Origin of the sequence: Rhizobium oryzicola (assembly GCF_030504645.1) — a bacterium.
GTDB lineage: Bacteria > Pseudomonadota > Alphaproteobacteria > Rhizobiales > Rhizobiaceae > Neorhizobium > Neorhizobium oryzicola.
Map to the genome: position 1 here is coordinate 561,108 of NZ_JAUKWQ010000003.1, position 12,185 is coordinate 573,292.

Sequence of the window (12,185 nt, forward strand, 5' to 3'; positions counted from 1 at the left end):
GTTGGCCGAAACCGGCCGTCCACTTTGTCGAAGGGCTTGGCCGTATGCGAGAGCGACGACACGCGCCCTTCTCCTCGTGGAACGAACCGGTTTGGGTCAACAGAAGTGATCCAATCAGATCGAATTCTGCTCTATGGGCCTACAACACCGCACTCTCGATCAACCCGGCACGGCGATGATCCTTCTCCCGTCCGCAGAGCCGAAAGAGTGCCGCCAGTCCTTGGGGCGTAGGGAGGAAAACAACTTCGGATCCCACACGATGCGCACGGGTCTCTCCGACGCTTATTTCCGCCCAACCGGAAGCCGTTGAGATACAGAATCCGCCAAGCAATTCCACCGGAACAGGACCGAGGTTAGGGCGCAGAAGATAGTCAGACCGGAAACGGGCCGAGCGTCCATCTGCATGATTGTGCCAAGAGAAGGCTTCGCTCAAACGTGCGGCGGCAGTTGCCGATATAATGACGTCAATGTCGGCGACGGGACCCTTTTCCAAGCCGTAAAGAACCATGGCGGCACCGCCAAAGACCAGCCACGGCACCTCCTGCTCGTTCAGAAGCCGCGCCACGTTTTCGAGGCTTTGCCGGAAGAGGTCATCATCAACGGGGATTTCCATGCCTCCTGCCCTACAAACACCGTGTGACCGGTGCATGACATGACATGCACGGCACAGGATTCAAAGGTGAATTGTGTCGCCGAATTCACAGGCACTGAATGCCCAGCCGCCCGCAGCTTGCGCTGCGGGCGGCTGGGATTATTTCACAAGTGGTGTCAGTTTAATGCGTATCGAGGCTCTGTTGAGGACGCCACTTGGCGAGCCGGTTCTCGATCAGCGTCATCACATATTCAGCGGCGAGCGTAACGATCATGACCAGTACGATGGCGGCGAACATGCCGGCGGCATCGAAGGTGCCCTTGGCAATCGAGATCAGCTGACCGATACCGAAACGGGCGCCAACGAACTCGCCTACGATCGCGCCGATGATGGCGAAGCCGAAGGAGACGTGGAGGCTCGCAAAGATCCAGCTCATGGCAGACGGGATGATGACGGTACGCGTCACCTGCCAATCGGACGCGCCGAGGATGCGGGCATTGGCGATCATGTCGCGGTCTGCTTCGCGCACACCCTGGAAGGCATTGGCGAACACGACGAAAAATACCATGATGAAGGCGAGCGCCACCTTGGAGGCGAGGCCAAGACCCATGATCATGATGAAGATCGGCGCCAGTACCACACGCGGGATCGAATTGATTGCCTTGATGTAGACCGAGAAGATATCGGAGAGCAGCTTGTTGCGGCCGAGACCAATACCGACGACGACACCGGCGATGGAGCCGGAGAAGAAGCCGATCAGCGCCTCTTCCATGGTGATGCCCAGATTGTACCAGAGCGAACCTTCTGTCGTGCCGTTCACCGCCCAATCATAAAGGCGGTCAGCCACGGCGCTCGGGCTTGCGTAGAAGAAGGGATCGATCCAGTTCATTTGCGACGAAAGTTCCCACAGACCGAGCGAGCCGATCAGGATCGCGATCTGCCAGAACAGCACGACCTGCTTGCGTCGCTTGATGGACTTCAGCGCAGCTGCCTCGATTTCCTTGTCCGATGTGCCGGGCCGGAAGATGGCGGCGGGGGCTTCCATGGTGATATCTGCCATCGTCTTGTCCTCCCTCAAGCGGCTTCGCTGGCGCGGCGATAGCTGGTTTCGACTTCCTGACGAAGATCTTCCCAGATGGTTTTGCAATAATCGATGAAGTTCTGCTCGTAGCGGATCTCGGAGACGACGCGCGGACGCGGAAGGTCAATGTTATAGACCGACTTCACCGTGGCGGGGCCCGCCGTCAGAACATAGACCTTGTCGGCGAGTGCAACGGCTTCTTCCAGATCATGCGTCACGAAGACGACCGACGCCTGGCGCTCAGCCCAGAGCTTCAACAGTTCCTCATGCATCACGGTACGGGTCTGCACATCGAGCGCCGAGAAAGGCTCGTCCATCAGCAGGATTTCCGGCTCGTTGATGAAGGTTTGCGCCAGTGCGACACGCTTGCGCATGCCGCCCGAAAGCTGGTGCGGATAATGATGCAGGAATTTGGACAGTCCTACACGTGCCAGCCAGTCCTTGGCCATGCGTTCGGCCTCCGCCTTGGACTTGCCTCGGAAGAGCGGGCCTGCCATGACGTTGTCGATGACGTTTTTCCAGGGGAACAACGCGTCTTTCTGGAAGGCGAAGCCGACACGTCGGTCGATACCATTGACCGGTCCGCCCATCAGCCGCACTTCGCCGGCACTTGGCTTCGCAAGACCGGTCACGAGATTGAGTGTCGTGGATTTGCCGCAGCCGGTCGGGCCGACAACGGCCACGAACTCGCCGCGCTCGACGGTCATATTGAAATCGCGCAGCGCCATCAGCGTCTTGCCGGTGGGAGACACGAAGCGGCGTGTCACATTGATCAGTTCGATGGCCGGGCTGCGGCTCGGTTCACTGGCCATGGGGCATCCTTTCGGCGGCGCGATCTGCGCCCGCAGAGTAAAATGGAACGAGGTGAAAGGGAGCCGGCGGTGAAGCCGGCTCAATCAGCGCATCTGGCAGCGGATCAGTTGGTCGCCGCCTTCTTCACGAATTCGCTCGTGTAGGTCTTCGCTAGATCGATCTGCTTGCCCTTCACGTTCTTGGAGAATTCAGAGAGAACGGCGAGAACCGTCTTCGGACCATCTTCCGGCATCACGCCATCGGGCGTAAACATGCCCTTGCCGGCATCGAGAGCCTTGATATAACCCTCCTTGTCGCCAACGTAGAAGTCCTTCGGCATCTTCTCGGCAATTTCCGCCGCGGAATGCGTGTTGATGAATTTCAGCGTCTTGACGAAAGCGTTGGCCAGCTTCTGCACCTGCTCCTTGTGCGCATTCACCCAGGCCGTTTCCATGTAGAGCGAAGCCGCCGGATAGGTGCCGCCAAGCGCTTCACGGGTCTTGTCGACCGTGCGCAGATCGACGAGGACAGATGCCTCGCCCGTCTTCACCATGCGGGAAATGGTCGGCTCCGTCGTCATGCCACCCTGGATGGTGCCCTGCTGGATGGCCGCGATGAAAGTGCCACCGGCGCCTACGGGAATGGTAGTGATTTCACCCGGCTTCAGGCCGGCCTTGGCCGCCATGTAGAGCGTCAGGAAGTTGGTGGAAGAACCGAGGCCGGTTACGCCAAGGCTCTTGCCCTTGAAATCGGCGAAAGACTTGATTTCGGGATTTTTGGCCGAGACCAGTTCCACTTCACCCGGTGCCTGGCTGAACTGGACGACCGACTGCACGAACTTGCCCTTGGCCTGCAGATCGACGCAGTGATCGTAGAAGCCGACGACACCCTGTACGGCGCCAGCAAGAAGCTGGTTTTCGGCGTCGACACCGGCCGCTTCGTTCAGAAGCTCGACGTCGATGCCCTCATCCTTGAAATAGCCAAGCCCTTCGGCCAGCTTGGCGGGCAGATAGATCTGCTTTTCGTAGCCGCCAACCATGATGGTGATCTTGTCGGCAGCATGGGACATGGCGGTGCTTGCCAACAGTGAGGCAGCAGCAAAAGCAGACAGGGAAAGAGCGCGGAAAGTGGCGCGTGCAGAACGCATGGATGAACCTCCTCATGGTCATCGTATCGATGGCACGCTGCTTTGCGCGTCTCCTCCACGATACGTCGCTTGCAGCATAAGGAGCTTAGCTTTCAGTCCGCTTTCATTCGTCAATTTTTTATGAACTTTTCAAGTGGCGCAGGAATGCTAGAAACCATAGGCAAAGCTGCAACGGATTCTGATTGATGACGAAACAATTTACCGCTGACGATATCGACACAACCGCCCTTCTTGCGGAACTGAAGCAGTGGGTGGAAATGGAGACCCCAACGGCGGATGGCGCTGCCGTGAACCGTTTGGCGGATCGAGTTGAAAAACTTGCCAAGGCAGCAAATCTGGAGATCGAGCGCCATCCGGGCACTCTGGGCTTCGGCGACGTACTGGCCGTCGGCACGCCTCGGCCGGCGGGCAGCAATGCCAAGACGATCCTGATCCTTGCACATCTAGATACGGTTCATGCTCACGGCACACTGACAAGTCAGCTGCCTCTTCGGCAGGAGGGTGACAAGCTCTATGGTCCCGGCATCTATGACATGAAATCCGGCGCGCTGATGGCGCTTGAAGCGGTCAAGCTGGCAGCAAGCGCAGGCTCACATCTGCCTGTCGACCTTGTCTTCGTACCGGACGAGGAAATGGGTAGCCTCTCCTCGCGCCAGGTTATCGAGGCCTATGCCTCGAAAGCCGCCTATGCCCTGGTTGTGGAACCGGCGCGGGATGGCGGCAAGATCGTCGTCGCCCGCAAGGGGATCGCCATGTATGACATAGCCGTCCACGGGCGCGCCTCTCATGCCGGCACACGCCCGCAGGATGGCAGGAGCGCCATTCGCGCCGCCGCACGGCTGGTGCTGGAACTGGAGGCACTGAATGATCCTGAGCGTGGCATCACGGTCACCGTCGGGACAATCGAAGGCGGAACGGGGCGCAACACTGTGCCTGCCCTCTGCCGAATGCAGGTAGACGTGCGCATCCCGGACGCAAAGACGGCGCGCGAGATCACAGACAAGATCATGGCGATGAAGCCTGTTGATCCTGACATTACATTCGAGATCACTGGCGATCTGAACCGTCCACCGTTCTCGCAATCTGAGGAAAGCCGAAAGCTCTTTGCGCACACGGCGAAGCTTGCCGCGCAACTTGATATTAGACTGGAAGGCGTCACCACCGGCGGCGGGTCGGACGGTAACTTTACGTCCGCCATGGGCATTCCAACGCTTGACGGGCTGGGTGCCGATGGTGCCGGCGCGCACACGTTCAACGAGTATATCCTTGTCAGCAGCGTGGCGCCCCGAACGGCTCTCCTGACAAACCTCTTGCTGACTCTCACCTGAAGCCGCCCTGCGAAGACTGTTGTGGCTTGAGGTTGCAATAACCTTCGTTCTGTTGCGATTATTGAGCAAAGTAGTTGGGAACAAAGGCATCTTTGCCGAGACTTCTGACAGTTGCGAAGAGGCATTGGCGAGACCCATGTATTGTAATAGTTTATGCATCAGCAAATCTTGAAATAGACGGAAGGGAACGAAGGTGACCCACAGCGCTATGGAGGCAAGTCCACACGCACTGCGCGATCCTTTCGGTTGCCAGGTCGACAAGCTGCAGGAAGATCGGCAGATCAGCAGCCCCCATATTCGGTTCTTCCGAAAAGCTGCAGATAAGGGTCCGGGACAGGTCGTCAGTGCTGGCGGGAACGAGGGCTATTTGCTGGGTGTTTCACTGTCCGCAGGCCATCAGCGCAAGATCTTCAGGGAGCATCACGCGACGATTCACGATTTCGAGCGGGATGCGATTTATCTTCGCGCGGCATCGGAAGACTACAAGGCGGATCTCGCCGGATCTTTCAACTTCGTACTCATGGAAATCACCCGACACGATCTGGAGGCAATTGCCGATCAGGCGGATTTGCAGGATGTCTCTGCCCTCTCCATCGTGACCGCCGAGCCGGATGCCATGCTGGCAAGCCTGGTACGGTCGCTGTTTGCAGCACATCCCGCATCAAACAAACTCAACGAGTTGTTTGTGGACCAGATTGCCTGCGGAATTGGCGTCCATCTCGTCAATCGCTACGGCAATGGCCGCAAGTTTGGAGGGCACCCGGAACTGCTTCTCTCAGTCAGCCAGGAAAACCTGATCAAGGATGCTATGCTTCAGCAACTGGGCCGGGTTCCGTCGATTGATGAGCTTGCCGGATTACTTGGAATGGGCGCGGCAACCTTCATTCGCGCCTTCCGCAAGTCAACAGGCATGACCCCCAGCGCCTGGTATGAACAGGCACGCCTGGATATCGCATGTGCTCTGTTGAGACGCTCCTCGATGGATATTGATGAAATCGTGATAGCCTGTGGCTATAGCGGTCGGTCTCATCTGCGCCGGATCTTCGAATTCAAGCTCGGTGTAACGCCGGAGGCGTGGCGCAGTTCTGTGTTATGCTGAGGCCAGAGGGCTCCAGCGGGCGACTTGTTGAACATCAGTACGGTCTGGCTCTCAGTCATCGAACCATCCTTCAAGAGTAGCTCGAAAATTTCGAGGTATGGTTGCTGCTTGTCCTACACAACAGGCAGGCGATGGCACGGACGACCTCTACCAACAGAACCATGGACTATCTTCGCGTGAAGAACGCGCAGACTGTCACGTCATCCGTTTTGAACAAGGGTATTGTTACTGCAACCCGCCTTACACGCGAAAGCCTCAACCACGGCTTTGTGGATCAGCACGTCACGGAAGATGCGTTCATGATCGCCCTGCAGCTCAGGGATTATCATGGCGACCTTTGGGTCGATGGCCGAAAGGTCGATTTTCCTGCAAGCCGCCAGGGTCATTTCACGCTCTACGACTACAACCGTCTTTGGCAGGCCGATATGAAGTCAGCTTTTGACGTGGTCAATTTTCATGTGCCGCGCGCAGCTCTTGTCGCCTTCGAGGAAGACTTGGGCGGGAGACGGATCGAAACCCTCAATGTCACGCCCGGCGCAGATGTCGATGATGCCACGGTCAGGGGTATCGCACACGCGCTTCTGCCCGCCCTCGCGGATCCGCAGCAAACCAACAGACTCTTTCTGGATCACATGACCATGGCGCTTTCCACCCACCTGGCTGTAACCTATGGCGAAGCTTCAAGGCCCCGGCAGGTTCATTCCGGCGGGCTTGCTGGCTGGCAGTTGAAGCGGGCGATCGAGATAATGGAGGCTCGGCTGGATGGAGATATTCCCATCGCTGCCGTCGCTCAGGCCTGCGGTCTCTCCTCAGCCTATTTCACACGCGCCTTCAAGCTTTCAACGGGGCTGCCTCCGCACCGATGGCTTCAGCGTATGCGGATCGACAGGGCAAGGGATATGATGCGCGATACCGGCCAGCCCCTACCCGAGATCGCCACCCATTGCGGCTTTGTGGATCAAAGTCATTTCACGCGAGTGTTTTCCAGCATTGTCGGGATGACGCCGGGAGCATGGCGGAACATTGCAAGAGGCTGACGAGAATCCTCGTGGCACAAAGCCTGCAGGGCTCCTAGTCCCTATGTCGTCTGCGCCAGCTTCCGGGTGTTTCCCCACTCATCTGCGCAAAGACACGTGTCAGATGGCTCTGATCCGAAAAGCCGCAAATGAGGGCGATTTCGGCAATTGGGGCCCCCGTTGTCAGGAGTTCCTTCGACTTGCTGATGCGGTATTCCGTCAGCCACCTGTAGGGTGTCTTGCCAAAGGTTTCCTTGAAGGCCTTGATGAAGTGACTTCTTGACAGATCACATTCCTCGGCCAGGTCTGCAATCGAGAAATCCGCGTTGAGATGCGCGACCAGATATTCCGAAGCTCGCTTTTCCTGCCAAGGGGCGAGCGTGCCTTTGCGGCGGATGGGAAAATGCAGTCCGGCGTACGTATGGGTCAAATGCACCATCAGTGCCATGCCCATTTGGTCCAAGAACAACTTACTTGCAGTTTCAGGCTTTTCCAGCGCTGGCAGGAGGGCATGGGCCAGCCCACGCACAACGGCATCCGCAATCAAAGGTTCGCAATGCAGATCGGATGCCGCGGGATGACCGCTGTCGACCAGGAAATCGCGCATGTATGAGAGCGGAATCTGAAACGACACATGGTCGAAAGGCGACAGATGATGGCTGCGCCATTCCTCGCGCATATCGCTGATCATAAGCGCACCATCAGCACAGTGGCCATCAAATATCAGCTCCTTCGCACGCCAAAGCTTGTAGTCGCTCAGCGCAAGCAGCTGTGTGGTGACCTGGAACACATCGCGACGCTGGACTGCAGGCTCAAGCTGCAGATCACGACCAGCATAGCTTCGCCGAACCACCGACATGCCGGACATGCGGAGGTCCGCCTGGCGTAGCGAAGCAGGTGCCGATCTGTGATGTGGCTGAACGTTCATCGGACAACCCCTCCAGCGGTCGCAGAAGTGGACGGCGACGTCGTGATTGCAATGGCTTTCACCAAGCCCATGACATTCACCTTTCTTCCTCTCCAACCACAATTACACATTTCAAGTCGACAGTTAATTGCATTCGAATACATCAATGAAGGGTCCGCCGGCGCCGGGACGCGGCCTCCGCCGTTGTGCCTGCGTTGAGAGATTCGATCGTTGATCCTTCTTGTGACATCCAGTCGGCAATCGAGACGCCCGCCGTGGCCTGAAACGCGAGTTCGAAGTCTGCGCGGGCCATGCCCAGAACTTCCGCGACGACTTCCACGGACCGACTGTCATCGATGCCCTCCGACAGCAGCCCCTTGACCAACCGTTCCTGCGAAACGGACAGGCGGGGTACGTTCCAGTCCTCCACATCCTCGAGACCATAGTCATGCAGCAGGTGAGCGCAGATCGCCGTCGCGACGTGCCTCAACAGTTCGGGCGGATGAAACTGAGATGGATCGAATAGCGGCAGCAGTGCCGTGCCGATATTCAGCAGGACGGTATCGATCGTGCCGCGTGTACACCGCAGACGTCCGGCCGTGCCGCCTGTCATCTGCGCCACCTCTTCAAAGAGAGGGCGGGGCAGGACAAAAGCGAGTGCATGCAGGCTTTCATAAAGCTCAATCCTTGCACCCTGCGCCAGATCGACTAGGCAAACTGACCCCTGCCTGTACCGTCGAATTTTGCCACGATTGCCATTCGGCAGAATATCACAGTGGCGAGTATCATCCATGTAAAGCATGAGAAGGTAGACATCGCTGGGTGCGAAGCAAACATCCGCGACAGTGCCCTGGGGCACATCACGCACAATGTGAGTCACGCAAAAGCTGGCCTCCTGCATGGGGATTGCAGTCAGCGATGGCGCACCTGGAATACCGAAAAGCGCGCCCAGCGATCCACTATCCTGATCGTACAAAGTCAAGCACCGTCTCCCAACCAGTCGCTAACGCTGCAGTCGTGACCGGTCCTGAGGTTGGCTTCAGTGTCCGGGGAATTACATCCGGCAGGATCTGCACGGAGACAATCACCCTGCTTGAATAGCACTCTCGAATTCTTGCGTATTGTACATTTTTGCACGTCTTGGATCTTTAGAGCAGGCTAATGTCATAAATGTGCAAAAGGTGAGCCCATGTTTCAATATTTCCGTCGGCTGACGGCGCAATGTGTTGCCACTCAGGACTAGCCCCGCACACGTGGGCGGAAAGTTGCATGGCGGCCGTCGAAAAAACCACACTCAGTCAGAACATCCGTCGCGAGGAACACACTGCGATGAAGACGGATCGGCTGCGCTGGGCAATTGCGATCGTACTGGCGATCATTATTTTTCTGATCGATACGCTGACGTCAATCGGTAGCGCCGTAGCCATCGCCTACGTCCTGGTGATCGTAATGATCGCGGATATTACCGATGCACGCGGCATCAAGCTGACCGCTGGCGCCTGCGGTTTTCTTTCTATCGCGAGCTTTCTCTATGTGCATGCGCCACCGTTTGATGCCGCCGGTGTACTGAGATTGCTCTTCAGCCTGTCTGCCAATGCGATGACGACACTGCTGGCCGTCGAGCGAAGTCAGGACCAGAAAGCCCTGGAGATACAGGCACGGCTTCTGGAAATGGCCAGAGCGGCCATCTTTCTACGCAACGAAAAGGGTGTCGTCATCCAGTGGAGCCGAGGCGCTGAACTGCTCTACGGCGTAAAGGCTGAGGATGCCGTTGGCCGGCAGGTGGAAGATCTGTTTCAGATGCATTTCCCACGCGGAAGGCGGCATGCGGAGCACGCACTCTATTCCTCTGGCCATTGGGAGGGGGAGCTTGAAGTCACGTTGCCTGACGGGCGCAAATGCTTCCTCTTTAGCCGATGGCGCCTGGATCTCGACAGCAATCGCACACCCATCAGCATCCTCGAGACGGCTATCGATGTCTCGGAGCGCAAGGCCGCGGAGTTGGCGATCCAGGCAAGTGAAACTCGCTATCATACCATCTTTCAAACACTGGCAGTGGCCATCTGGGAACATGACTTCACGGCTGTCAAAGCGGAGTTGCTGGCCCTGAGAGCCAGCGGCGTCACCCATCTGCGCAATTATCTTGACGACCACCCGGAATTTGTCGCCAGAACGCGGCAACTTGTGCGCATCACGGATGTGAACCAGACCGCCCTGAAGCTGCTCGACTTCCCTTCAAAGGCGCAGTTCCATTCTCATCTCGGGACCTTGCTTCCAGAGACGGACGAGAGTTTCGTCTCCTGCCTGATCGCGCTTGATGAGGAACTGGAAAGCTTCACCGCTGAGACCACTGTCGTCGACAGACGAGGAACCAAGATCCCGGTCGTTGTTTCATTGAACTTCCCGGCAGACGGGAAAGGTCTGGACCGTATTCAGGGCAGCGTGATCGATCTGCGGGAAAGGCTTGAATTCGAAGTTGCCAAGGAATCTTTCCGTCGCGATCTGGAGCAGGCTGCCAGGGTTGCCATGGTTGGCGAGATTTCCGCCTCCATTGCCCATGAGGTCAACCAGCCGCTGGCTGCCATCACCACCTTCATCAACGCCGCTCAAAGCTGGCTGAAACACGATCCGCCCAATCTGGAGGAAACCAGACTGGCCCTCGATGATGCGGCACTTTCCGTCGACCTTGCCGCTCATGTCATCAAACGCGTTCGCATCCTGCTTGGAAATACCCAGTGGGATGCGGCCGATGTGGCTGTCGATCCGGCCCTGACGGAAGCAATTCATCTGCGCCGGCCGGAACTGACGGCTCAGGATATAAGACTGGTCTTGAAACTCGACGCGCAGGCCGCGGTGGTCGTCGGAGACAAGGTGCTGCTCCAACAAGCCTTCTTGAACATCATTTCCAATGCGATCCACGCGATTACATCAAGCGCGACGCGCCCGAAGGTCCTGACGATCTCGACGATGGTCGAGAGTGGGTGCCTGAAAATACGGTTCGAGGATTCCGGAACCGGGCTCGGCAGCCAGGTGGGTGAGGAGCTGTTCAAGCCGTTCAGGTCCACCAAGACCAACGGCATGGGCCTGGGCCTTGCCATGTGCCGGTCCATCATTTCAGCACATCACGGAACAATCACCATATCCAACGCACCCAGTGACAGCGGTGCGGTCGTGGAAATCGAGCTGCCCTGCAAGGCGGCGGAAAACGAGGCGGCGTAAACTATCACCGGCGGCCAAGATCGCCGGTGATTGAAGGTCAGCGCTGATAGCGCGCCTTGAGCGATTCGAAGAGAGCCAGTTGTTCGCCGATCAGCTCGCGCGCCTCGTTACGGCGCACGAACACCTTGAACATGGCAAAGCCTGCCGCATTCATGAACCAGATCGAGCAGGAGCGGCGCCCATGGAAGGCCCTGTCGACAAAGGTGATCCCGGCGCAATTTTCCTTGCGGATATGCCCGCCGATAGGGCTGTCGCCGTGGATATTGAACCAGCCATGGCCCTCGCTGCCGGCAGGCAGGCTGCCCGTCACCTCGAGAACGATATCCTCTGTGTGGACGATCAGCAGAACCTCGCCCCAGTTTCCAAGCTCCGTCCAGATGTCGTTGAAGGCGGCCGCATCGACGGTCAGCGCAGCACCCTCCGGCAAGATTGCAAGGATCTCGGAGGGCGTCACGTCGGCCTTGCTAGCGATGGCCTCCACCACGCCATCAGGCTTTTCTGCCAGCGCCGCCAGTGCGCGCTGACGCCGATCGTCGTTGGTGTTCGTGCTTGCCAAAACCGGACTACTCATGCTGCCTCAGCCTTTTCTCCGTCACGGGCTTCATGAATGATGACCTCGAAACCCTCGAAATGCGGGCCTGCGATATATTCCACTTTCGGACGGCCTTCCTGCCCTGCGCGCGCATGCGCCGCGCGAAACTCTTCGGAATTGGTCCAGGCGCGAAAATCTTCGAAAGTTTCCCATACGGTGTGGGAGGCGTAAAGCGTGTGGTCGTCTTGGCTGGCGCCACGCAACATGTGGAATTCCACATAACCCGGCCGCTTGGAAAGATGGCGTTCGCGCGTGCGCCAGATGTCCTCGAACGCCTCCTCATAGCCCCGGACGACGCGAAAACGGTTCATTGCAATATACATTCTAGTCCCCATAACTGGTGTTAGATACTCAAGATATCTATTGCCCCCAAACTTGGAAAGGCCTAATAGTTGAAAAAAATAGTCAACTT

12 protein-coding genes are annotated in these 12,185 nt (G+C 57.6%); 4 read left to right on the plus strand and 8 right to left on the minus strand.

The window, feature by feature from the left end; all coding sequences use genetic code 11:
• Positions 1–139: 139 nt before the first annotated feature.
• The 4 genes from Q2T52_RS13195 to Q2T52_RS13210 form a co-directional block, all read right to left on the minus strand.
• The gene (locus Q2T52_RS13195; protein WP_302077196.1) at positions 140–613 is read right to left on the minus strand and encodes a hypothetical protein; all 474 of its coding nucleotides are present in this window, start codon (positions 611–613) and stop codon (positions 140–142) included.
• A gap of 160 nt (positions 614–773) precedes the next feature.
• Positions 774–1,652, minus strand: a complete 879-nt coding sequence (locus Q2T52_RS13200) for an ABC transporter permease (protein WP_302077197.1) — start codon at positions 1,650–1,652, stop codon at positions 774–776.
• A gap of 14 nt (positions 1,653–1,666) precedes the next feature.
• Positions 1,667–2,485, minus strand: a complete 819-nt coding sequence (locus tag Q2T52_RS13205; protein WP_302077198.1) for an ABC transporter ATP-binding protein — start codon at positions 2,483–2,485, stop codon at positions 1,667–1,669.
• Between the two features lie 104 nt (positions 2,486–2,589).
• Positions 2,590–3,612, minus strand: coding sequence for an ABC transporter substrate-binding protein (locus tag Q2T52_RS13210; RefSeq protein ID WP_302077199.1), 1,023 nt, complete (start codon positions 3,610–3,612; stop codon positions 2,590–2,592).
• A gap of 185 nt (positions 3,613–3,797) precedes the next feature.
• Here Q2T52_RS13210 and Q2T52_RS13215 point away from each other — a divergent pair, with 185 nt between their 5' ends.
• The 3 genes from Q2T52_RS13215 (at position 3,798) to Q2T52_RS13225 (ending at position 7,076) form a co-directional block, all read left to right on the plus strand.
• A complete protein-coding gene (locus Q2T52_RS13215) occupies positions 3,798–4,940 on the plus strand; it encodes a M20 family metallopeptidase (protein ID WP_302077200.1) in 1,143 nt (380 codons plus the stop codon).
• A gap of 193 nt (positions 4,941–5,133) precedes the next feature.
• On the plus strand, positions 5,134–6,039 hold the full coding sequence (locus Q2T52_RS13220) for an AraC family transcriptional regulator (RefSeq protein ID WP_302077201.1): 906 nt from the start codon (positions 5,134–5,136) through the stop codon (positions 6,037–6,039).
• A 131-nt stretch (positions 6,040–6,170) separates the two neighbouring features.
• A complete protein-coding gene (locus tag Q2T52_RS13225; RefSeq protein WP_302077202.1) occupies positions 6,171–7,076 on the plus strand; it encodes a helix-turn-helix domain-containing protein in 906 nt (301 codons plus the stop codon).
• Positions 7,077–7,110: 34 nt separating this feature from the next.
• On the opposite strand, the gene Q2T52_RS13230 is transcribed toward Q2T52_RS13225, so the two are convergent.
• Positions 7,111–7,983 (minus strand): helix-turn-helix domain-containing protein, encoded by an 873-nt coding sequence (locus tag Q2T52_RS13230; RefSeq protein ID WP_302077203.1) that lies wholly within the window; start codon positions 7,981–7,983, stop codon positions 7,111–7,113.
• 142 nt (positions 7,984–8,125) lie between these two features.
• On the minus strand, positions 8,126–8,944 hold the full coding sequence (locus Q2T52_RS13235) for an AraC family transcriptional regulator (RefSeq protein WP_302077204.1): 819 nt from the start codon (positions 8,942–8,944) through the stop codon (positions 8,126–8,128).
• Between the two features lie 287 nt (positions 8,945–9,231).
• Between Q2T52_RS13235 and Q2T52_RS13240 the strand changes: the two genes are divergently transcribed.
• Entirely contained in the window at positions 9,232–11,181 is a 1,950-nt protein-coding gene (locus tag Q2T52_RS13240; RefSeq protein ID WP_302077205.1) for a PAS domain-containing sensor histidine kinase, read from the plus strand.
• A gap of 37 nt (positions 11,182–11,218) precedes the next feature.
• Here the strand turns inward: Q2T52_RS13240 and hutX are convergent, their stop codons facing one another.
• Both hutX and hmuQ read right to left on the minus strand, forming a co-directional pair.
• On the minus strand, positions 11,219–11,752 hold the full coding sequence (gene hutX / locus Q2T52_RS13245; protein WP_302077206.1) for a heme utilization cystosolic carrier protein HutX: 534 nt from the start codon (positions 11,750–11,752) through the stop codon (positions 11,219–11,221).
• Positions 11,749–12,096 carry a heme-degrading protein HmuQ gene (hmuQ, locus tag Q2T52_RS13250; protein WP_302077208.1) on the minus strand — a complete coding sequence of 116 codons (348 nt, stop codon included), beginning with the start codon at positions 12,094–12,096 and terminating at the stop codon, positions 11,749–11,751. The genes hutX and hmuQ overlap by 4 nt, the downstream gene beginning before the upstream one ends.
• Between the last annotated feature and the right edge of the window lie 89 nt (positions 12,097–12,185).